20 protein-coding genes and 1 tRNA gene are annotated in these 20,096 nt (G+C 55.5%); 12 read left to right on the top strand and 9 right to left on the bottom strand.

Going from position 1 to position 20,096, the window contains the following annotated elements:
* Positions 1 to 10 precede the first annotated feature (10 nt).
* Genes C8N30_RS05370 through C8N30_RS05385 form a run of 4 tightly spaced genes read left to right on the top strand, consistent with a single transcriptional unit; the run spans position 11 to position 3,109 of the window.
* Positions 11 to 958 (top strand): ABC transporter substrate-binding protein, encoded by a 948-nt coding sequence (locus C8N30_RS05370; protein ID WP_025063477.1) that lies wholly within the window; start codon positions 11 to 13, stop codon positions 956 to 958.
* The gene (locus C8N30_RS05375) at positions 955 to 1,638 is read left to right on the top strand and encodes a TenA family protein (RefSeq protein WP_025063478.1); all 684 of its coding nucleotides are present in this window, start codon (positions 955 to 957) and stop codon (positions 1,636 to 1,638) included. The genes C8N30_RS05370 and C8N30_RS05375 overlap by 4 nt, the downstream gene beginning before the upstream one ends.
* Positions 1,635 to 2,387, top strand: a complete 753-nt coding sequence (locus tag C8N30_RS05380; protein WP_025063479.1) for an ABC transporter ATP-binding protein — start codon at positions 1,635 to 1,637, stop codon at positions 2,385 to 2,387. The genes C8N30_RS05375 and C8N30_RS05380 overlap by 4 nt, the downstream gene beginning before the upstream one ends.
* Positions 2,375 to 3,109: an ABC transporter permease gene (locus tag C8N30_RS05385; RefSeq protein WP_025063480.1), complete on the top strand. Its 735-nt coding sequence runs from the start codon at positions 2,375 to 2,377 to the stop codon at positions 3,107 to 3,109. Before C8N30_RS05380 ends, C8N30_RS05385 begins: the two co-directional genes overlap by 13 nt.
* A gap of 854 nt (positions 3,110 to 3,963) precedes the next feature.
* On the opposite strand, the gene C8N30_RS05390 is transcribed toward C8N30_RS05385, so the two are convergent.
* The 5 genes from C8N30_RS05390 to C8N30_RS05410 form a co-directional block, all read right to left on the bottom strand.
* Positions 3,964 to 4,039, bottom strand: a tRNA-Trp gene (locus C8N30_RS05390).
* A 633-nt stretch (positions 4,040 to 4,672) separates the two neighbouring features.
* Complete coding sequence (locus tag C8N30_RS05395) at positions 4,673 to 4,948, bottom strand: hypothetical protein (protein WP_025063481.1); 276 nt, start codon at positions 4,946 to 4,948, stop codon at positions 4,673 to 4,675.
* Between the two features lie 3 nt (positions 4,949 to 4,951).
* The gene (locus tag C8N30_RS05400) at positions 4,952 to 5,131 is read right to left on the bottom strand and encodes a hypothetical protein (RefSeq protein WP_037967998.1); all 180 of its coding nucleotides are present in this window, start codon (positions 5,129 to 5,131) and stop codon (positions 4,952 to 4,954) included.
* A 401-nt stretch (positions 5,132 to 5,532) separates the two neighbouring features.
* Positions 5,533 to 6,708 (bottom strand): elongation factor Tu, encoded by a 1,176-nt coding sequence (gene tuf, locus C8N30_RS05405; RefSeq protein ID WP_025063453.1) that lies wholly within the window; start codon positions 6,706 to 6,708, stop codon positions 5,533 to 5,535.
* Positions 6,709 to 6,855: 147 nt separating this feature from the next.
* Positions 6,856 to 7,497 carry a hypothetical protein gene (locus C8N30_RS05410; protein ID WP_232222837.1) on the bottom strand — a complete coding sequence of 214 codons (642 nt, stop codon included), beginning with the start codon at positions 7,495 to 7,497 and terminating at the stop codon, positions 6,856 to 6,858.
* Positions 7,498 to 7,626: 129 nt separating this feature from the next.
* Here C8N30_RS05410 and C8N30_RS05415 point away from each other — a divergent pair, with 129 nt between their 5' ends.
* On the top strand, positions 7,627 to 8,979 hold the full coding sequence (locus C8N30_RS05415) for a cytochrome P450 (protein WP_037968000.1): 1,353 nt from the start codon (positions 7,627 to 7,629) through the stop codon (positions 8,977 to 8,979).
* Positions 8,980 to 8,985: 6 nt separating this feature from the next.
* Here C8N30_RS05415 and C8N30_RS05420 read toward each other — a convergent pair whose 3' ends face one another.
* Genes C8N30_RS05420 through C8N30_RS05430 form a run of 3 tightly spaced genes read right to left on the bottom strand, consistent with a single transcriptional unit; the run spans position 8,986 to position 13,761 of the window.
* Positions 8,986 to 10,158: a M48 family metallopeptidase gene (locus C8N30_RS05420; protein WP_025063485.1), complete on the bottom strand. Its 1,173-nt coding sequence runs from the start codon at positions 10,156 to 10,158 to the stop codon at positions 8,986 to 8,988.
* The gene (locus C8N30_RS05425) at positions 10,155 to 11,426 is read right to left on the bottom strand and encodes a DUF898 family protein (RefSeq protein WP_025063486.1); all 1,272 of its coding nucleotides are present in this window, start codon (positions 11,424 to 11,426) and stop codon (positions 10,155 to 10,157) included. Before C8N30_RS05425 ends, C8N30_RS05420 begins: the two co-directional genes overlap by 4 nt.
* 31 nt (positions 11,427 to 11,457) lie before the next feature.
* The gene (locus tag C8N30_RS05430) at positions 11,458 to 13,761 is read right to left on the bottom strand and encodes a DNA topoisomerase IV subunit A (protein WP_025063487.1); all 2,304 of its coding nucleotides are present in this window, start codon (positions 13,759 to 13,761) and stop codon (positions 11,458 to 11,460) included.
* A 197-nt stretch (positions 13,762 to 13,958) separates the two neighbouring features.
* On the opposite strand from C8N30_RS05430, the gene C8N30_RS05435 reads away from it, so the two are divergent.
* From C8N30_RS05435 to C8N30_RS05460, 6 genes are all read left to right on the top strand, one after another.
* Positions 13,959 to 14,546: an SH3 domain-containing protein gene (locus C8N30_RS05435; RefSeq protein WP_025063488.1), complete on the top strand. Its 588-nt coding sequence runs from the start codon at positions 13,959 to 13,961 to the stop codon at positions 14,544 to 14,546.
* Between the two features lie 73 nt (positions 14,547 to 14,619).
* A complete protein-coding gene (locus tag C8N30_RS05440) occupies positions 14,620 to 15,447 on the top strand; it encodes an SDR family NAD(P)-dependent oxidoreductase (protein ID WP_025063489.1) in 828 nt (275 codons plus the stop codon).
* Positions 15,448 to 15,511: 64 nt separating this feature from the next.
* Complete coding sequence (locus C8N30_RS05445) at positions 15,512 to 15,709, top strand: twin transmembrane helix small protein (RefSeq protein WP_025063490.1); 198 nt, start codon at positions 15,512 to 15,514, stop codon at positions 15,707 to 15,709.
* 4 nt (positions 15,710 to 15,713) lie between these two features.
* A complete protein-coding gene (locus C8N30_RS05450) occupies positions 15,714 to 16,286 on the top strand; it encodes a cob(I)yrinic acid a,c-diamide adenosyltransferase (protein WP_025063491.1) in 573 nt (190 codons plus the stop codon).
* 181 nt (positions 16,287 to 16,467) lie between these two features.
* Complete coding sequence (locus C8N30_RS05455) at positions 16,468 to 17,226, top strand: electron transfer flavoprotein subunit beta/FixA family protein (protein WP_025063492.1); 759 nt, start codon at positions 16,468 to 16,470, stop codon at positions 17,224 to 17,226.
* Positions 17,226 to 18,152: an electron transfer flavoprotein subunit alpha/FixB family protein gene (locus tag C8N30_RS05460; protein WP_025063493.1), complete on the top strand. Its 927-nt coding sequence runs from the start codon at positions 17,226 to 17,228 to the stop codon at positions 18,150 to 18,152. Before C8N30_RS05455 ends, C8N30_RS05460 begins: the two co-directional genes overlap by 1 nt.
* A 62-nt stretch (positions 18,153 to 18,214) precedes the next feature.
* On the opposite strand, the gene C8N30_RS05465 is transcribed toward C8N30_RS05460, so the two are convergent.
* Complete coding sequence (locus C8N30_RS05465) at positions 18,215 to 19,024, bottom strand: DUF6473 family protein (protein ID WP_025063494.1); 810 nt, start codon at positions 19,022 to 19,024, stop codon at positions 18,215 to 18,217.
* A 160-nt stretch (positions 19,025 to 19,184) separates the two neighbouring features.
* Here C8N30_RS05465 and C8N30_RS05470 point away from each other — a divergent pair, with 160 nt between their 5' ends.
* On the top strand, positions 19,185 to 20,060 hold the full coding sequence (locus C8N30_RS05470) for a 3-hydroxybutyryl-CoA dehydrogenase (RefSeq protein WP_025063495.1): 876 nt from the start codon (positions 19,185 to 19,187) through the stop codon (positions 20,058 to 20,060).
* Positions 20,061 to 20,096 lie beyond the last annotated feature (36 nt).

Below are 20,096 nucleotides of genomic sequence, written 5' to 3' on the forward strand. Positions count from 1 at the left end.
GGAGTACCCAATGAAACATTTTCTAGCAGCCCTCACCCTAACCCTTACGACGACGCCTGCATTTGCGCAAGACAAGATGACCATTATGCTCGACTGGTTCGTAAACCCAAATCACGGGCCGATCATCATCGCGCAGGAAAAGGGCTACTTTGCGGAAGCAAACCTCGAGATAGAAGTAATCACGCCCGCTGATCCCAACGATCCACCGCGTATGGCCGCAGCAGGGCGCGTTGATCTTGCGGTAAGCTATCAACCCGAATTACACCTGAATGCTCGTGACGGTCTGGGGCTGGTTCGGGTCGGGACACTGATCGAGACACCGATGACATGCCTGGTCGTGCGTGGAGATGGCCCCGTGGAATCCGTGGCTGATCTGGCGGGTCGCAAGGTAGGGTTTGCCGTGGCGGGCCTCCAAGAGATGCTGTTGGACGCAATGCTGCTCCATAATGGCGTAGACCCTTCGGAGGTCGAGCAGATAAACATCGGTTGGTCTATTTCGCCCGCATTGATGTCGGGTCAGGTTGATGGAGTTATCGGCGCATTCCGCAATTTCGAATTGAACCAGATGGACCTTGAAGGCATTGAGGGACGTTGTTTTTACCCCGAGGCCGAAGGTGTACCGTCTTATGACGAGTTGATCTATGTTGCGCGCGCCGACACGCTTGAACCTGAAAAGATCGCTCGCTTCTTGCAGGCGACCGAACGCGCCGTCGCCGATATTCTGAATGATCCCCAAGGCATGGCAGAGGTGTTCTTTTCCACCAGTGCCGAGTTGCGCAATGAATTGAATGTGCGCGCATGGGCAGATACGTGGCCGCGTTTTGCCAGCCGGCCCGCTGCCGTTGATCATGGCCGGTATAACCGTTTCGAGGCCTTCTTGCTCGATCAGGGGAGTATCGATGCTTTGATACCGGCAAGCGATCTGGTTGTGGATGTGACCGCTGCGGTGCCAGAGTGAGCGCGCCGGATTATGGGGACACCTTCGCTGTTTGGCGAGCAGGTGCAGGTAACCTTTGGACCGATTACACCTGTCACGCCTTTGTCAAAGCTCTGGGGGAAGGCGTCCTGCCGCAAGCAAACTACCTCCATTATCTTCGGCAAGATTATGTATTCCTGATACACTTTGCCCGCGCATGGGCGCTGGCTGCAGCAAAAGCGGACACGTATGCCGAGATGGCTGCTGCCAGTGCAACAGTCTATGCGCTAATCCACATAGAGATGCCCCTCCATGTTCAAACCTGTGAGGCCCACGGCATTGACCGCGCGACCCTTGAGGCGACACCGGAGGCTGCGGGAAACCTGGCCTATACCCGCTACGTCCTCGAAGCCGGATACTCCGGTGATTTCCTCGACCTTTTAGCGGCACTCGCACCCTGTGTACTCGGATATGGCGAAATCGGTCTGCGACTTAAGGGAACCACTGGCCCATATGCGCCATGGTGCGCTTCCTATGGCAGCGACGAATACCAAGCGTTGTGCCGCGACGTGGGCGCGCTATTGGACGGCGCAATGCATCGGCGTCTGGGTGGCGAATGGCGCGATCTGCCGCGTGCCAAGTCCCTTCAGTCGCGATTTACCACAGCGACGCAGCTCGAGATCGGGTTCTGGGACATGGCACAGCATCCGGATAGAACATGAGCGCACCCGCAATCCGGATCAGCGGCAGGCTGCATACAGGCCCCAAGCAGCATATCGCGGACTTTGACATAACGTTGCCATCGCGATGTTGGAGCGTCCTGTTAGGCCCTTCGGGTGTTGGCAAAACATCGCTACTGCGATTGATCGCTGGCTTGCCCTGTGCGGCGAACTTGGTCGGTAAGATCACGGCAGCTGACGGCGCGCCGATCGCCTCCCACCGTGTCGCGATGATGGCGCAAGATGACCAATTGCTGCCTTGGGCCAGCGCACTGGACAACACGACGATTTGTACACGCCTGCGCGGAGAGAATGCGCAGAAAGAACGCGCGACAACCTTATTGGCACAAGTTGGCCTTTCAGGGTTGGAGCATCGGAAACCCGCGCAATTATCTGCCGGACAACGACAGCGCGTGGCCTTGGCACGAACTCTTTATGAGGACCGCGATATCATTCTTCTAGATGAACCTTTTTCGGCTCTCGACGTAACGACCCGTCAAAGCGTGCAGGATCTTGCCGTGCGCCTTTTGGCTCGTCGCACTGTAGTTCTCATCTCGCATGATCCAGCAGAAGCCATTCGTCTGGCTGATGCTGCATGGCTGATCACACCTGCAGGTATTACATCCTGTGCCCTGCCTTCCACCACTATCCCGCGCAACGCCGCCGCCAAAGAAACGCTCGGTGCGCATGCAGCGCTTTTGAATCACATGCGCGTTTTATTCGCTGGAGAGACCCCCCGATGCGGCGCTTGAGCCGTGCTGCAAGCGCGCTTATTTTCGCGGTGATATTGTGGCAAGCCGTCATCCTAGTTACCGATGTGCCGCGATTTATCTTGCCGGGCCCTGCGCTGGTGGGGCAAGCCCTCTGGGAAAATGGCGCGTTGATCCGCGAAAATGCACTTTGGTCTGCGGGGAACCTCGCACTCGGCCTTGGTATCGGGATCATTCTCGGGATCGAGACGGCGCTTTTGCTCGCGCTGTCTCGACGTGCGCGGTGGCTGGTGCACCCTTTGCTCGTCGCCGCTCAGGCCGTACCAATCTTTGCACTCGCGCCTGTGATTACGCTCTGGTTGGGGTACGGGATGCCCTCCAAGATCGTGACTATTGCGCTTGTTACATATTTTCCGATTGCATCGGCGATGTTCGACCGGCTGATGGCCCTACCTTCGGGTCTGGTAGATCTGTCCCGGCTTTCTGGCGCGGATAGGTGGCGCGAAACGCTGTTGCTGCGCCTGCCTTATGCGGTTCCCGGGCTGCTGTCAGGGCTTCGCCTTGCGATAGTCTATGCGCCATTGGCCGTGCTGATAGGAGAATGGGTCGGATCGTCACAAGGGCTTGGGCATCTGATCCTAATGTCGAACGGTCGTGGTCAAACGGCGCTAATGTTTGCCGCTCTGATTGTGCTCTCGTGCCTGTCCCTTTGTCTTTGGCTTGCTGTTGAGGCACTCTCAAGACTGGCAACCAAATGGCTTTAAAGTAATAGAACCAGTGTACGAAACACTTAAATAGATCAAAAATTGGGTGGGGGTGCCTCCGCTGGAATGTAATGGGTCAACCTTTTCCAAACGTTCTGCAACGCTTTTGAGAACATATTAGATACTGCGGGCGCTGCAGACAGCCTTTTGGACGCCTGCAAATGAACGCGGTCCCGGCTTTTCTTTTTCCTCGACAGGTAAGACCAGCCAACACAATGCGGATCCCCTCTTCAGCTGAGTAAGTCTGGCGTAAACTGCAAAGGATGTTGTTCACCACCTGTTCGGAGCCATCTTTCGCTGTTCATGGCTGCTCCGTCATTTCGATCAGATAGACGATAAGAAAACCAGAAATTCTCCGTTATTCAAATCTTCAAATTTGCCCCATGAGTGCTGATATCAGGCATTGAAGGGAGCTAAACCTCAGGGCATCTGGTCTGCGGACAACTGCATTGCGTTTTAGTGCGTAACGACACCAAGATTATCAGGCGCGTTCTTGCACCCCCTCAAAAATTGCATACCTACTTCTGGACAGCAGTGCAGCCTACCCGTTCACGCGGTGCAAATATTATCTCGACGGAATTTCGCTATCCGTTTAGGCCCAATTGCCGCACTCTATTTCTTCAGTATATGCTGTTAGGGGAATTGTACGAAAGCGTCGCTTGCCCAAGCCGAATTGATCCAAGCATCAATAGCTTGCTACAAAAACGGTGCGCCCGATAGTTTCGGTTTACACTAATTCTAATTTACGGATGTATACAGAAATGGTTTTGATAAGAAACCGATCCAAAAAACCTAAAATCGCTCAACCTGCGATCACGTCCTCAAAACACTTCTGATAAGAACGTTGGTAAAATTGGCAGGGGCTGAGGGACTCGAACCCACGACCCTCGGTTTTGGAGACCGATGCTCTACCAACTGAGCTAAACCCCTATGCCGATGATCTGGGTAGTCCGGATTGCGCGCAGGATCAAGAGGGATAGCGACCACAAAGCTTGAATTTGATGCATAAGTTTGTCGATAGACTTGCTGGTGACCATCTTTATTAGGCTACGCTGTGACTTCGAGAGAATTTGGGGCTTTGCACGATTCCTGCACCAAAGCGCTTTGGGATCTCTACATGTGTCATCCCAACTACATCGCCCCGAATTTGCTCTGTATGTAGCCCAAACACGGGCGCTGACTTTGCCAGTTAGCGTAAACCCCTCGAAAATTTTCTGTTAAGTTCGGAAACGATAAATACCCCCAAAAGTGCTGATCGAGCATTTTCTACGCCGGATTACTATCGCTCAATTCTTGTTCTAGGCACGTCCTCTTTGATAGTGCAAAATATCGACCTTGTGAGCTTCATCTTGTCACACTGCGGGCTGATCTCACCCCCCCGCCATCGCTAATTCAATACTTACTAGCGTTAGCAATTCGTGCCGCATTTTCCTTAGACCGCCTTTACAAGGCGTGCCCATTGCCAGCCTCTTATAAGGATCAACATCACAAGCCCTCCATCGCGCAAATGAAATTCTGGCAATAGATTCCAAAGGATCGCCGATCAACTCAGGATGGCACATATCAGCAGCAACTACGTCTTTTGAGACCTATTTGGACCTCCTGCCGCGCACCACGCAGAACGCGGAGGCGCGCTGCCATCAGATGCGCACTCACCACAGTGCTTAGCGACCATTCCGGTTTCGTTGAATTCATCGCCGAAAACGCAACCGCGCCTGAGGTGAATAGCGGATGCCCCGCCCCCTCGACATGAGAACGTCGCAGTCGCGCGGCCGCGATGTCGCGCAGGGCGAGCACTCCCTCGCCGCTTACACCGTGCTTAAGTGTGAAGAATACCATTCGTCAGTCAGACATATTTTCTTCAATCACATTCGCGATGCGTTTCTTGCGGATCAGATGCTCGCTTACGAGCAGCGGGATCAAAAACTCGAACGCGCCGCCAGCCCACATGCGCCGGTCAGGGCGCACCGGCGGCATAACCCCAAAAAGGCTGGGATGCCCGTCAGGACCCAGAATTGCCATGAGGACGGCCGGTGGAAAGAAAAACCAATGTGATGGCGCCGGCAGCATGTCGCGCATTTGCAGCTTTGCAAAATGGGCACGCCTTGCCTGTTTGATCAAATTGGTGACGGATTACACCCGTATAAAAGGGGCATTCTAAAACCATATTCACGCCTAATATAGTCACAGGCTTTTGGTTCACATCCGCCCGCCTGACAAGAAAAGCTTCAGTAACGCCCTGATCAGGAGCGCGAAAAAATATCGGCCAAATGTTCGAGAATTACCCTCGGTAAAAGAAAAATCTGCTATCTATCCGTAAGGGCCAGAATCTCTACTGACTATAAGCTTAAAAACAAAGGCCCCCCCATTCGGGGAGGCCTCTGCATTTACGAGATCGCGGAATGGCCTTGCGACCGCCTCGCTTACTCGGTGATTTTTGACACAACACCCGCGCCAACAGTGCGGCCGCCTTCGCGGATCGCAAAGCGCAGACCATCTTCCATCGCGATCGGTGCGATCAGCTCTACGTTGAACTGAAGGTTGTCGCCCGGCATAACCATTTCAGTGCCTTCTGGCAGCTGTACAGTACCGGTCACATCCGTCGTACGGAAGTAGAACTGTGGGCGGTAGTTCGCAAAGAATGGCGTGTGACGGCCACCTTCCTCTTTGGTGAGGATATACGCCTCTGCAGTGAACTTGGTGTGTGGCATAACCGACTTTGGCTTACACAGAACCTGACCACGCTCAACGCCTTCACGGTCGATACCGCGCAGCAGAACACCAACGTTATCACCAGCTTCACCACGATCCAGCAACTTGCGGAACATTTCAACGCCTGTGCAGGTCGTTGTTTTGGTGTCGCGGATACCAACGATCTCGATGCTGTCGCCAACGTTGATCACGCCACGCTCGATACGGCCTGTCACAACTGTACCACGACCGGAAATCGAGAACACGTCTTCCACCGGCAACAAGAACGGCTGGTCAACAGCACGTGCAGGTGTCGGGATGTACTCGTCAACAGCGGCCATCAGAGCAACAATCGACGACTCGCCGATTTCTGGCTGGGTGCCGTTCATTGCATGCAGCGCGGACCCGGGGATGATCGGGATGTCGTCGCCGGGGTACTCGTACTTCGAGAGCAACTCGCGGATTTCCATTTCAACCAGCTCGAGCAGTTCGGCGTCGTCGACCTGATCAACCTTGTTCATGTACACAACCATGTACGGAATACCAACCTGACGACCAAGCAGGATGTGCTCGCGCGTCTGTGGCATCGGGCCGTCTGCTGCGTTCACAACAAGGATCGCGCCGTCCATCTGCGCCGCACCGGTGATCATGTTCTTCACATAGTCCGCGTGGCCGGGGCAATCGACGTGCGCATAGTGGCGCGACTCTGTCTCATACTCGACGTGGGCTGTGGAAATCGTGATGCCGCGTGCTTTTTCTTCGGGCGCGCCGTCAATCTGGTCATAGGCTTTGAAATCACCAAAATACTTCGTGATCGCAGCTGTCAGTGTCGTCTTACCGTGGTCAACGTGGCCAATCGTGCCAATGTTGACGTGCGGTTTGTTACGTTCAAACTTTTCCTTTGCCATGGTGGGCGCCCTTCCAAAAGTTCAAGGACCCAACGCGGGCCCGTATTGCATATGGCGCGCGGCATATTTGGTCTGGCAGGTAAAATCAAGCGGGTCTTGTCATCCCGCCCGCAGTTTCGCTCAAAACTGCCGCCATCATAACCGCGCCTATTCTTCCAGACTGTCCACGGTAGCAGCATTAAGCGTCTCGGGCGCGTCATCACCCGCGTCCGTCGTAGCAGCAGCCTTCGAGGGCTTGCCGTTAAACCAGCCTTCTTCGCGGTTTTTACGCACCAGAAATGTCTCGATTTGCTTGACCGCGTTCTGACTGAGATTTTTAAACTGCTCCTCGGCCGTCTTCGTATAGCCGGATCCGACAAGCGGCCCCTGATCAAGCGATTCAAATACTGTGATCTGATGCGCGGTGGGCGTCAGCTTTTTGTTCGCGGCATCGTCCCAGACAGTAATTCGGATGATCATGGCCGATTTTGGCGCCGCAACCACGGGCACACCCGGAGGGGCCAGACAATAGCCCTCGATCGAAATCCCGAAATGGTAAAGGCGGTCACCTGTGTAGCGGTCAAACCGTTCGGCTACTGCAGATTGTAGCATTGTGGTCATCACGTCTGTTTCCAGTTCGCGACAAAGCGGCACTTTTTGCACCTTAGGTGCGACCACGACATTGTGCTTCAAGCTGAAATCACCCAGCGGCACAGCAGCCTGTCCCAGATCGGAGGCCCCGTTACATGCAGCAAGAATACCTGCCACAATCAATGCACCTACTACCCGCATCGTTCTGATCCGACCCATCCGATCCTCCGTCAAAGTTCAATACCAGCGATACCGCAACCCTCAAGAGGGCGCAATGCACAGCACCTCCGCATTGGAAGAGGACGCCCGCCGCCCTACCTTCGCAACATTCCTTGCAAGGATCCTGCGATGCCGATGACCCAGTTGCCTGTCCGCGTGCCCTTGATCGACTTCGATCCGGGTTTTTTCAAAGCCATCGCCAACATGCGCGAAAACATCCTGTTGGCCATTCCCGCACAGGCGTTGGAACAACCGATCTTTTCGGGCCGCACAATGGTGCGCTGGCACATGATCATGGAGCCCGTAGCGATCAAACGGGTATTACTGGATGCCGTGGATGACTACCCCAAGTCCAATGTCACCAAAACGTTGCTAGGGCCTGCTATCGGGGACTCTCTGTTTATTGCTGAAGGCGCGCACTGGCGTTGGCAGCGGCGCGCAACAGCACCCGCCTTTGCACACCGCAGCGTTGCCGCCCTCGGCCCCGTAATGAGCATGGCCGCCGAACAGGCCTGCACCCGTATCGCAGCCGCGGGCCCAAGGGCTGTTGATCTGGCGCAGGAGATGGTCACGACGACCTTTGACGTGATCGCTGATGTTACATTCTCCGGCGATGACATGATGGACCGCGCTGCCGTACATGATGCGATCGAGGGCTACATCACACAGGCGGGGCGGATCAGCATCCTTGATCTGCTGGGCGCGCCTGCGTGGGTGCCTCGACCAGGGCGGGCCGACGCCACACACCTTCTCGAACAGACAAAAGTGACTGCCGATGCAGCAATCGAGCGGCGCCGGGACAAAGGCCCGCGAAATGTGCCCGACCTGCTGGACCTTCTGCTTGCAGCTGAAGATCCCAAATCAGGCCGCACCATGACCACGTCGGAACTGCGCGACAACCTGTTGACCTTTATCGTAGCGGGCCACGAAACCACGGCGCAAACGCTGGCGTGGGCGCTGTATCTGATGGGTCACGACACGGGCGCACAGAACCACGCACGCGAAGAGGCACAGCAGGTGCTGCAAGGGCGTATTGCGGGGGCCGGTGATCTGGCTGCCTTGCCCTACATCCGCAGTATCATCGACGAAACGCTGCGCCTTTATCCGGCGGGCGGTCTGCTGTCACGTACAGCGCAGGCTGACGATACCCTATGTGGCACCGTAATCAAAAAAGGCGAGACGGTGATGATCCCCGTGTATGCCCTTGGGCGGCATCGGGATTTATGGGAGGATCCCGACGCATTCCGACCTAAGCGTTTTTTGGATCGCAAGGCGATCGACCGTTACGCGTATCTACCGTTCGGCGATGGTCCGCGTGTTTGTATCGGCGCGTCCTTTGCCATCCAAGAGGCTGTGATTATCCTTTCCACCCTACTGTCGAGGTTCCGCTTTGAGGCAGTAAAAGGGCGCACACCAGATCCAAAAATGCTGATCACTTTGCGTCCTGAAGGCGGCGTCTGGATGACCTGTACGCCAGTATGACCGCCCTCAATCCAATGGCGGCGGCAGCAGATTTGGGGCGCAAACTGATTTGAGCGCCCGCCACGCTTTCGGGCCTATAATTTCTCCGTATTTGGTATCGTCACGGGCTGCTTCACGTGCGAGGGCGATGCGACTGCCCAACGTTGGGTGGCTCACGAAGTGGGAGATGACACCCTCCGCATCTCCGTATTCTTCGCGCAGCCGCTGAAACATATCACCGAGGGCGGCGGGCGAAACACCAGCATTTTCCAGCATGCCATAGGCAAATGCATCTGCTCCACTTTCGGCACCCTGACTGTAACTTGCGCTGATCAGCTGCTCTGTCAGGAACAAAACCGCAGCGCCACCTGCAAAATCACCGAACAGAAGACCCAGTATCCCTATAGATCCTGCCGAACGCAGGGCATGCCGCGTAGGGTCGCGGTTTTCCACATGCCCCACTTCATGGGCCAACACCGCAGCAATTTCATTAGGGCTTTGCGCAGCGTCGATCATCCCCCGGAAAAACACAACATACCCGCCGGGCAGGGCGAACGCGTTTACCATCTCGTGATCGAGGACGAAGACCTTGATCGCATCCTTCGTATCCCTCTCGACGCCCAGCGCCACCAACATCTGCTCAAGCGCGGCGAGCCCGTCGTCGCTTTCACAAGTCGGCAAAGGGGGCAATCCACTGCCCGCCAGCGCACGCCGGATCTGCCCGAATGTTGCCTCTCCCAGAGCCCGCTCACCCGCCGGAGGCACAAACGTGGCAAGACGGTCCGCCAGCAATGGCACAAGAACTCCGATCTGGAGCGCCACCGCAGCCACCGCAGCGAGTGCCCATGCGGCAAGGCGACTGCGCCCCTTTGGCGGCGCCTTGCGTGTCAAATATTGCATCGCTCCTAACATCGAAGTTTCTCGGAGATGTAGCCGCGCCAGCGGATCGCCGGTCCAGCGCAGGATCACGCCCTCCTGCCCCGCCGTATCTTCAAGCCGGCGGATTTCATCCAGCGGCCATCGCACGCCATCCCCGTTATAGAGCGGCAGTCCGATTTCCAGCACCCGCGATGCCGGATCAACCATCAGCGTAACAGGGCGCGCAACCGGCGCATCACCGTCGAAATATGAGCTGCCATGTCCGTTGAAATACTGGACGCCATCGGTGGCTGAATGCGGCAAGTCTGGCGGCATACTCATATGGCAGCTCCCAGATCGAGCGCTTCGGCAAAGCCTTCGGCCTCGGCAAATTCATCGCGCGCACGCTGGCTTACCTGTGCCAGCCCGGCAATATTCACGAGGCTGAGCGAGACAGCCATGTGCCGCATCAGTGGGTAGGTAACAAATGCGTGGTGGAGAACGCTCCAAAACAAGAAAACAGACAGATATAGAACCGCGACAATCGCAAGCGACATCCAGCGCGGCAAATCCGCCATCGGGTCGGCAATGCCCATCTGGTCTTCGAAGAACGCTTCGGGTCCCATCAGGCCGATCGCCACCCCGACAATTGCCAAAAGTCCGAAGAGTAGGATGGTGTAGGCAATGGTGGTACCGAGCACGTAGATTAAGGAAATACGCATGCCGTTCAGCTTTGACGCCATTTGCACGCCCTCCGCATGCTTGTGGTTTGCAAGAATGCGTTTTGAGACAAAGCGATAGTGCACGAGCCCGTAGATCATCAACAGCATGATGGGTATCAACGCATAAAGGCGCCACCCCATGTGGAATTGTGCGGGGACAAAATCCTCTGGCGCGTCCAGAGAATTACGGAGGCCTTCAATCAACTCACCCATCGACTGCGTATCGTGATGTATCAGCGGAGTGATGTATACCAACCAGACCCCCAACACGCCCAGCGCAAGCACGCTTGCCGCAAAGGGCATCGCGGCAGGAAACAACATCTGCCAACGCCCCCCCTGCACCAACTTGGTCGAGCCAAAATAAGTCCGGTCGGTTTTATACTTTTCCAGCCAGAATGTCATTCGCGGCCACAAAATCCCTGCCGTACAGATCGTGATGAGCCAATGCGCGAGCGCGCGCCAAGCATAGCCCCATGCTCCCTTTTCCAAGCCAAAACGCACCCCGCGCCAGCGCGTACGTGCCAAAACATACCGCCGCGCGCGATATTGCGCATAGAACCAGATCGGAATCACACCAATCACACTTGCAAGGTAACCAACGAAGGAGCTCTGAAAGAATGAAAAGCTCACAAACATTAGCAGCAGATTCACAATGCCGATGTAGAAGGTGAGGATCACTACTGCGATGAAGAAGCCTAACAGTTTCTCCAACGGATCACCTACATACTCCAACGGGTGCCCACCGGGGCGGATTGACGACCAATACCAACGTCGCAACCGCGTCTTCATCCAGAAGCGGTAAAACCCAAGCGTCAGAACAGTCCAGAACCCCGACTTCAGGGCGAGCCAGAAGAGAGCGGACCGGGAGCCCACAAACCAAACATCCATGCCCTGCTCCGGAACCGGCGGAGGTGCTACATCAGTTAAATTTGTTGTCACGCGGGAAGCCACGCGGCGCCATCCGGCCCGCACTTGCACGTTTTCCGGCCCATTCGTCCAGCGCAGTTTCAGTCCGTGTACGCCCAGCAGGATCAAGCCAGCTCAGGCCTTCGGATCTGACGAACGTCGTCGCATCCGACAAACCACCATCCTTATACTTTTGCAGCCGCACACCCTTGCCGCGGGCCATCTCTGGCAATTCCTCAATTCCGAATACCAGCACTTTGCGGTTTTCGCCCACTGTCGCGATGCAATCCCCTTTCACCGGCTTACAGACCAGCGCACGCACGTCGCCGCGCACGTTCAGCACCTGTCTGCCGGACCGCGTCTGGGCGACCACCTCGGCTTCGGGAACGATAAAGCCATCCCCCGCCGAAGAGGCGAGCAGCAGCTTCCCATCAGGACGGTGAATAAACAGATCAACGATTTGCACGTCATTGGGCAGATCAACGATCAATCGCAATGGCTCGCCCATTCCGCGTCCGCCAGGCAGGTTCGCACCCGAAATCGTATAGAAGCGCCCGTTACTGCCAAAGGCCAGCAGGCGATCCGTCGTTTCGGCATGGAATACAAACCGTGAGGTATCACCATCCTTGAATTTCAACTCGCGAGTCAAATCAATGTGGCCGGTCATCGCGCGGATCCAGCCCATCTCGGAGCAAACAACCGTGATCGGCTCACGGTCGATCATCGCTTCGAGCGGCACATCCTCTATCTCGCCCGCCTCCGCAAAGGTGGAGCGGCGCGCGCCCCCTGCATAGGCTTTACCGAACTGCTTTTTCGTCTCGCGCAGTTGATCGGCGATGCTGTCCCACTGCAGATGTTCGTTCTCTAGCAGATCCTCAAGACCTGCCCGCTCTTCCATCAACTCCGACTGCTCGCGCAGAAGCTCCAGCTCTTCGAGACGGCGCAAAGAACGCAGCCGCATGTTCAGGATCGCCTCAGCCTGGACTTCGGATAACTCACCCTCGCCCGCAAGCGGTGAGATATAATCCTTTTCGTCCATCGCACGGACGTGATCCTTGCTCCAATCCTCGCGCATCAGCGCGGCCTTGGGCTCATCATCATAGCGGATGATGTCGATGACGCGGTCGAGATTGAGAAACGCAACAATAAAGCCCTCAAGAACCTCTAACCGGTGGTCGATCTTCTCCATCCTGTGGCGCGAGCGGCGCTCGAGCACATCGCGGCGGTGATCCAGAAATGCGCGCAGCACTTCCTTCATCGAGCAGACCTTCGGTGTCACTCCGTCGATCAGCACATTCATATTGAGCGAGAAGCGGACCTCCAGATCGGAGTTACGGTACATCATCCCCATCAGCACTTCAGGGTCGACGTTTTTGCTGCGTGGTTCTAGCACCATGCGCAGATCTTCGGCACTTTCGTCGCGGACATCAGCAAGAATTGGTATTTTCTTGGTCTGGATGGCTTCAGCGATCTTCTCGATCAGCTTGGACTTTTGCACCTGATAGGGGATTTCGGTCACGACAATCTGCCATTGCCCGCGCCCTAGATCCTCGACCTCCCAGCGACACCGCAGGCGAAAGCCGCCCTTACCGGTCCTATAGGCCTGCGCGATATTCTCTTTGGGCTCGACAATAATACCACCCGTCGGAAAATCAGGGCCGGGAACAAAATTGAGCAAGGTGTCATCACGCGCATCAGGCGTTTTTATGAGGTGAATACAAGCGTCGCATAGCTCGGATATGTTATGAGGCGGAATATTTGTTGCCATGCCAACAGCAATACCGGTGGAGCCATTGGCGAGCAGGTTAGGAAACTGTGCAGGCAGCACCGATGGCTCGGTGAGGCGGCCATCATAGTTGTCGCGGAAGTCTACAACATTTTCGGACAACCCCTCAAGCATGGCCTCCGCAACTGCTGTCATGCGCGCTTCGGTATAGCGGCTCGCGGCTGGGTTATCACCGTCGATGTTGCCAAAGTTCCCCTGCCCGTCCACCAGCGGATAGCGGACGTTGAAGTCCTGCGCCAAACGCGCCATCGCATCGTAGATCGCGGCATCACCGTGAGGGTGGAAGTCACCCATCGTATCACCGCTGATCTTGGCAGACTTCAGGAATCCGCCTGTCGAATTCAACTTGAGTCTGCTCATCGCGTAGAGAATACGGCGGTGCACAGGCTTCAAACCGTCTCGCGCATCAGGCAGCGCACGATGCATGATCGTACTGAGCGCATAGGTCAAATAGCGATCCCCCAACGCGACACGAAGGGGTTCGGATGTTTCCTCAAAGCGAGGCGGCACGGGATTTTTTGTTTCTGACATGGCCGCTGTGTAACTGCGCAGGCGAGAGCCGACAAGCGTCTGGTTTGCGTTTTGCAAAAGCGCCACAGCATCCAACCAGTGACAATATCTGCGGCGTATCGGTAAATTTTTCCCCTAAAATAGAATCGCATTTACTGCTACACATCCATGTGTGAAGTCGTATATGGGCTTCGTTGTAATCCGGTGGAGCTGCCAAAATGAAAACCTTCATTCTTCTTACCTTTGGCTTTCTAGGCTTTGCTTTCTATCAAATGAGTGGCGGATCAGACTTTCAGCCAGCCAGCGCGCGTCTACAGGCGGCCCCTGATGAAGTATTGCTAACCGCGCAATCCGCCCCAGTCACGCGACCCTCCACAACGGTCGCCGGATCAACTGATACGATCACAAAAATCGACAGTACCCCCGACGTTACGCGCGTGGCTCTGAACCTCACAAACGTAGCCGAAGCCAATGAGACCGCGGCGCCTGAGCCCGCCAATACAGCCCGCATCATCGACAGTTCAGAAACTCCACAGATTATTTTGCCAAGCCTTATAGCAACAACAAACGACAGCAATCGGCCAGGCGTGGGTAATCTTGTAATAGACGGTGATGTGCGCACCGTTTCGGGAAACCGCGTCAACGTCCGCGGCGGCCCATCCACAAACTTTGGCGTTGTAAATAAACTGACCCGCGGTGACGAAGTGCGCATTCTTGAAGACAATGGCGATGGCTGGGTTCGGATGCAGCCTCTTGATGGCGGCGAAGCGGGCTGGATGGCCGATTTCTTGCTCACTTCGGGCTGATATCGCCGAGGGCAATTGCCAATTAGAAGAAAACAGCGCATTTGAGACCCCATACACCACTGGGGCCCATCGCATGAACAAACGTACAATCCTGATTACCGGCTGCTCTTCCGGCATCGGCTATGCGGCTGCATATGGTCTGCGTGAACGAGGCTGGCACGTATATGCCGCCTGCAGACAAGAGTTGGACTGTGCGCGTTTGAGAGACGAAGGCTTTGACAGCCCCCGTATCGACTACACTGATCCCGACAGCATCATCACGGCACTCGCCGATGTGCTCGAGGATACAGGTGGCACCCTTGATGCAGTATTCAACAACGGTGCCCATGCCACCCCCGGCGCGGTGGAGGACATTCCGACCCAAGCCCTGCGCGAAATATTCGAGGCCAATTTCTTTGGCTGGCACACACTCACCACGGCGATCATCCCTGTGATGCGCGCGCAGGGGCACGGGCGTATCATCCAATGCTCGTCGATCCTCGGCCACGTGGCAATGCCATGGCGCGGAGCTTACACAGCGACCAAATTTGCACTTGAGGGACTAACCGATACACTTCGCCTCGAAATGAAAGGGACCGGCGTTATCCCAATCCTGATAGAGCCCGGTCCGATTACGTCCAAAATCCGCGCCAATTCAATTCCCCATTTCGAGCGCTGGATCGACTGGGAAAGCTCGCCCCGCGCAGAGCAATACGAGACAGAGTTGGCGCAGCGGCTTTACGGTGACAACGCCCCTGACAAATATGAATTGCCCGCCGGTGCCGTGGTTAAAAAGCTGATCCACGCCCTTGAATCGCCACGCCCGCGCCCGCGCTATTACGTCACTAAACCTGCGCATTTGGGCGGCTTCATGCGCCGCATCCTGTCGACCCGTATGCTCGACCGTATGTTGAGCCGTTGAAAAAAAGTTGCAGAGGCGCACATGCCCGCTACATCGTCCAGCAGCACTAAAAGGGAGCTAATTTGTGGCCGATCCGTTTTTCATTTTGGTTGTAATCGCCGTATTGGCGGTCGTTGGAGTACTGGTGCTTGGCCTAGGCGGCTTTGCTGGCGGTGGTGCCTTTAACAAAGCAAACTCGAACAAACTCATGCGCTGGCGCATTATATTACAATTTATTGCCGTGATCCTGATTGTGATCTACGTCGCATTCTTCAAAGGATAAGCGCATGGTCGTCCTCAACAAAATCTACACACGCACCGGCGACAAAGGCGACACCGCGTTGGGCAACGGTGCCCGCGTGGCCAAACATGACGTTCGCGTCGAGGCTTACGGCACTTCCGACGAGCTAAACTGCTTTGTCGGGGTCGCCCGCCTTCACGCGACGGATGAGACAGACGAGGCATTGTCACGTATTCAGAATGACCTGTTCGATCTGGGTGCCGACCTGTGCCGCCCCGACATGGAGAAAGACGCGGAATCCGAATACCCGCCCCTGCGTATGATCGGAACACAGGTTGACCGCCTCGAAGCAGAAATCGATGTGATGAATGGCGTTCTGGAGCCGCTGCGCAGCTTCATCCTGCCCGGCGGCACCGAGCTTGCCGCACATCTGCACGTCTGTCGCACAGTCGCCCGCCGCGCTGAGCGCTTGGCGACTGAACTGGCTACTCAAGAAACAGTTAATGATGCGGCTGTACGATACCTCAACCGTCTGAGCGACTGGTTCTTTGTCGCGGCACGTGTTGCCAACAACGGTGGCAAGGATGACGTACTTTGGGTTCCGGGTGCAAACCGGTAATGTCTAGATCGACCGCGCAATAATGGTGCTTTGACGATTGAAAAAAGGATGTAACGTGACGTGCCCTCGTAAACATGCGGCGATTTTGCCCTGTTTTAGACTGGCTCGCTTCGCTAGACATAACACATATTTATTGACTGGCCCACTCAGGGTCTGAGTCGCAACTAGGGAGAAATCGCTCATGAAGGTGCTCGTACCTGTCAAACGCGTGATCGACTATAACGTAAAAGTGCGTGTAAAAGCGGACGGTTCCGGTGTCGATCTTGCCAACGTCAAAATGTCCATGAACCCGTTTGATGAAATTTCCGTCGAACAGGCGATCCGTCTGAAAGAAGCGGGTCAAGCGGATGAAATCGTCGTCGTCTCCATTGGCGTAAAGCAAGCGCAAGAGACCCTGCGCACAGCCCTCGCTATGGGTGCTGACCGCGCAATTCTTGTTGTCGCTTCCGAAGATGTGCACCACGACATTGAGCCGTTGACGGTTGCCAAAATTCTCAAGGGAATTGTTGACGAAGAACAGCCAGGTCTGGTGCTGTGTGGCAAGCAGGCGATTGACAATGATATGAACGCTACAGGACAGATGCTTTCGGCGCTACTGGGCTGGTCCCAAGCAACGTTTGCATCCGAACTCGCGGTAGAAGGCGACAAGGCAGTTGTAACACGCGAAGTGGACGGCGGCCTGCAAACCATAAAAGTCAACATGCCGACTGTTGTAACCGTTGATCTGCGCCTAAACGAGCCGCGCTATGCGAGCCTGCCGAACATTATGAAGGCTAAAAAGAAACCTTTGGACGAGAAAACCCCGGCCGATTATGGCGTAGAGGTCAAAAACCGTCTGGAAATCGTGAAAACTGTTGAGCCTGCCGCTCGTGCTGCAGGGATCAAGGTAGGCTCGGTCGACGAGCTTGTAGCGAAACTTAAAGAAGCGGGGGCCGTGTAATGGCTGTTCTACTCCTTGCAGAAGTTAACAATGGCGAATTGGCAATGGACGCCACGGCAAAAGCCGTGACTGCCGCCAAGCAGTTGGGTGATGTGGTCGTACTGGCTTGTGGTAGCTCCGCTGCCGCAGCAGGTGAAGCCGCCGCCAAGATTGATGGTGTATCGAAGGTTCTTGTGGCCGAAGATGCAACTCTTGGTCACCGGATGGCGGAAGCGACAGCAGCCTTGATCGTATCACTCGCTGGTGATTACGATCATATCGTTGCACCCTCCACTACGGATGCGAAAAACGTAATGGCGCGTGTTGCCGGCCTGCTCGATGTCATGATCATCTCCGATGCCACCGCCGTTATTGATGCCGACACTTTCGAGCGTCCGATTTACGCGGGCAACGCAATGCAGACCGTAAAATCTTCGGATGCCAAAAAAGTAATTACTTTTCGCACATCTACATTCGATGCTGCTGGCGAAGGTGGCTCGGCCACAATCGAGACTGTGTCCGCTGCAGCAAATCCAGGCCTGTCGGAGTGGGTCGAAGACAAAGTCGCCGCAAGCGATCGCCCTGAGCTGACCTCGGCTGGGATAGTCGTATCCGGCGGTCGCGGTGTAGGATCTGAAGAGCAGTTCAAGATGATCGAAAACCTTGCGGACAAGTTGGGTGCTGCTGTTGGCGCTTCCCGCGCTGCGGTAGATTCCGGTTACGCACCAAACGACTGGCAGGTCGGCCAGACCGGTAAAGTTGTAGCACCTGATCTGTATATTGCTGTCGGCATTTCTGGCGCGATCCAGCACCTCGCCGGTATGAAAGACAGCAAAATCATCGTTGCGATAAATAAAGACGAAGAAGCGCCGATTTTTCAGGTGGCTGATTACGGTCTCGTTGCCGACCTCTTTGAGGCCGTGCCAGATTTGATCGAAAAGCTCTGAATACAGGGCCTTTTGGCACCAACAACAAAAGGCCTGCCAGCGCGGCAGGCCTTTTGCGTTTTCTACAGCAGACGATCCAGCACAGGGCGCAGTGCCTGTGCTGCATCTGCATGCACATGCGGCTGAGGCACCCCTCTCGCAGCGTCTTCCTCGTGGAGGCCGAATACCATGCCCTGACTTCGGAAAGGGTCCCTCTGCGGGCCCGATGGTACATCGACAAAGGCACTGACCGATGGCAACAGCCGATCAATCATATCGTCGGTGATTAACAAGGGTCCATGCCCCTGCGCTGAAGGGCTCTCGCCCCCTATGCGTAGCAAGATTACCTCGCTGGACAATTGAACCAGCAACCGCCGCATGCGACGAACCCATGTTTTTTGCAAAATCTGCCGCACGTTGCCAAAACGCGCCGAATCTGTTCGGCACAAATGGCGGAGCATATGGTGCGTAAACGTAAAGTCAGAGAAATCTACATCAGGGTACAATGCCATCAGCGGCGCGCTTGCACGCAAAAACCGGTCATTGCGTCGCGGATGCACACTGTACAAGGGGTTTGTCATGTTGGCGGCCCCCAGCACCTCCACCACGATGACATGGGCCTGCTTTGCGGCCTCAATCACGACTAAGTCCTTGGCGAAAACGTCCAGCCCTGCGTTAACCTGCCCAAAGTTTACAGACGTCACCCCCGTCATATGCTCAACACGCAAGGGATAGGGCTGCTCGATAAACTTTCCGAAAGTCGCTGTGCCTCCCAAAAATGCGACGTACGGCGGCGTAAGCGTCCTCAACGGTCCACGAAATGTAAGTTTTGACGTACCGTACCGGCACGGCAAATAGTCCAGGGCCCCTGGCCCCAGTATATCATAGGTCATAATGCCCACCCTTTTATCTCACCCGAAGCGACTATGGATGGCGCGTTCTTACGATTCGCTTAAAGAGTGGATTTAGGAAAGTTTTTCAACGGTCGCAGGCCTTGCGGCAGGGCAACACTCCGCCGTAAGCTGCGCCAAAGCAATCGGGGGGAGAACATCCATGGCTATCCAGACAATCGGTATCGTTGGCGCGGGCCAGATGGGCAACGGGATCGCCCATGTGATTTCTTTGGCAGGCTATGATGTCATGCTCAACGACATCAGCGAAGACGCACTGGCCGCTGCGATGGAGATCATGCGGGGCAACATGTCCCGTCAGGTTGGGCGTGGCAAGATCGCCGAAGCCGATATGGAATCCGCCCTCGGCAGAATTAAAACAACGACCGCACTCAAGGATCTGGGGCCATCTGATCTGATTATCGAAGCTGCGACAGAACGGGAAACCGTAAAACAAGCCATTTTCGAGGATCTGCTGCCACATCTGAAACCCGAAACCATCCTTACTTCAAACACCTCGTCCATTTCGATCACCCGTTTAGCCAGCCGCACGGATCGACCCGAAAAGTTCATGGGCTTTCATTTTATGAACCCGGTTCCGGTAATGCAGCTTGTCGAACTAATCCGCGGGATTGCCACAGACGAGCCTACGTTTGCGGCCTGTAAGGAAGTGGTAGACCGCCTGAATAAAACTGCTGCCTCCGCCGAGGACTTTCCGGCATTTATCGTCAACCGTATCCTGATGCCGATGATCAACGAGGCGGTATATACGCTCTATGAAGGGGTCGGAAATGTCCAATCTATCGACAGCTCGCTCAAGCTGGGCGCAAACCACCCGATGGGACCATTAGAGCTGGCCGATTTTATCGGGCTGGATACTTGCCTCGCGATTATGAATGTTCTGCATGACGGGTTGGCTGACACAAAATATCGGCCTTGCCCCCTGCTCACCAAATACGTCGAGGCGGGCTGGTTGGGGCGCAAAACACAACGCGGGTTTTATGATTATCGCGGTGAGGTACCTGTGCCAACCCGCTAAAGACAGGTGGGCAGCAGCAGGAGATCTAGTCAGCTA

This window comes from Sulfitobacter guttiformis (genome assembly GCF_003610455.1).
Lineage (GTDB): Bacteria > Pseudomonadota > Alphaproteobacteria > Rhodobacterales > Rhodobacteraceae > Sulfitobacter > Sulfitobacter guttiformis.

What these genes read in the sequence shown, in the direction of transcription:
- C8N30_RS05460 (WP_025063493.1), top strand. Translation starts at nt 17,226, where the DNA reads ATGGCTGTTCTACTCCTTGCAGAAGTTAACAATGGCGAATTGGCAATG.
- C8N30_RS05410 (WP_232222837.1), bottom strand. Translation starts at nt 7,497, where the DNA reads ATGGGTCGGATCAGAACGATGCGGGTAGTAGGTGCATTGATTGTGGCA.
- tuf (WP_025063453.1), bottom strand. Translation starts at nt 6,708, where the DNA reads ATGGCAAAGGAAAAGTTTGAACGTAACAAACCGCACGTCAACATTGGC.
- C8N30_RS05435 (WP_025063488.1), top strand. Translation starts at nt 13,959, where the DNA reads ATGAAAACCTTCATTCTTCTTACCTTTGGCTTTCTAGGCTTTGCTTTC.
- C8N30_RS05440 (WP_025063489.1), top strand. Translation starts at nt 14,620, where the DNA reads ATGAACAAACGTACAATCCTGATTACCGGCTGCTCTTCCGGCATCGGC.
- C8N30_RS05400 (WP_037967998.1), bottom strand. Translation starts at nt 5,131, where the DNA reads ATGGCAATTCTGGGTCCTGACGGGCATCCCAGCCTTTTTGGGGTTATG.
- C8N30_RS05450 (WP_025063491.1), top strand. Translation starts at nt 15,714, where the DNA reads ATGGTCGTCCTCAACAAAATCTACACACGCACCGGCGACAAAGGCGAC.
- C8N30_RS05470 (WP_025063495.1), top strand. Translation starts at nt 19,185, where the DNA reads ATGGCTATCCAGACAATCGGTATCGTTGGCGCGGGCCAGATGGGCAAC.
- C8N30_RS05425 (WP_025063486.1), bottom strand. Translation starts at nt 11,426, where the DNA reads ATGGATGTTTGGTTTGTGGGCTCCCGGTCCGCTCTCTTCTGGCTCGCC.
- C8N30_RS05395 (WP_025063481.1), bottom strand. Translation starts at nt 4,948, where the DNA reads ATGGTATTCTTCACACTTAAGCACGGTGTAAGCGGCGAGGGAGTGCTC.
- C8N30_RS05465 (WP_025063494.1), bottom strand. Translation starts at nt 19,024, where the DNA reads ATGACCTATGATATACTGGGGCCAGGGGCCCTGGACTATTTGCCGTGC.
- C8N30_RS05415 (WP_037968000.1), top strand. Translation starts at nt 7,627, where the DNA reads ATGCCGATGACCCAGTTGCCTGTCCGCGTGCCCTTGATCGACTTCGAT.
- C8N30_RS05420 (WP_025063485.1), bottom strand. Translation starts at nt 10,158, where the DNA reads ATGAGTATGCCGCCAGACTTGCCGCATTCAGCCACCGATGGCGTCCAG.
- C8N30_RS05455 (WP_025063492.1), top strand. Translation starts at nt 16,468, where the DNA reads ATGAAGGTGCTCGTACCTGTCAAACGCGTGATCGACTATAACGTAAAA.
- C8N30_RS05385 (WP_025063480.1), top strand. Translation starts at nt 2,375, where the DNA reads ATGCGGCGCTTGAGCCGTGCTGCAAGCGCGCTTATTTTCGCGGTGATA.
- C8N30_RS05370 (WP_025063477.1), top strand. Translation starts at nt 11, where the DNA reads ATGAAACATTTTCTAGCAGCCCTCACCCTAACCCTTACGACGACGCCT.
- C8N30_RS05380 (WP_025063479.1), top strand. Translation starts at nt 1,635, where the DNA reads ATGAGCGCACCCGCAATCCGGATCAGCGGCAGGCTGCATACAGGCCCC.
- C8N30_RS05430 (WP_025063487.1), bottom strand. Translation starts at nt 13,761, where the DNA reads ATGTCAGAAACAAAAAATCCCGTGCCGCCTCGCTTTGAGGAAACATCC.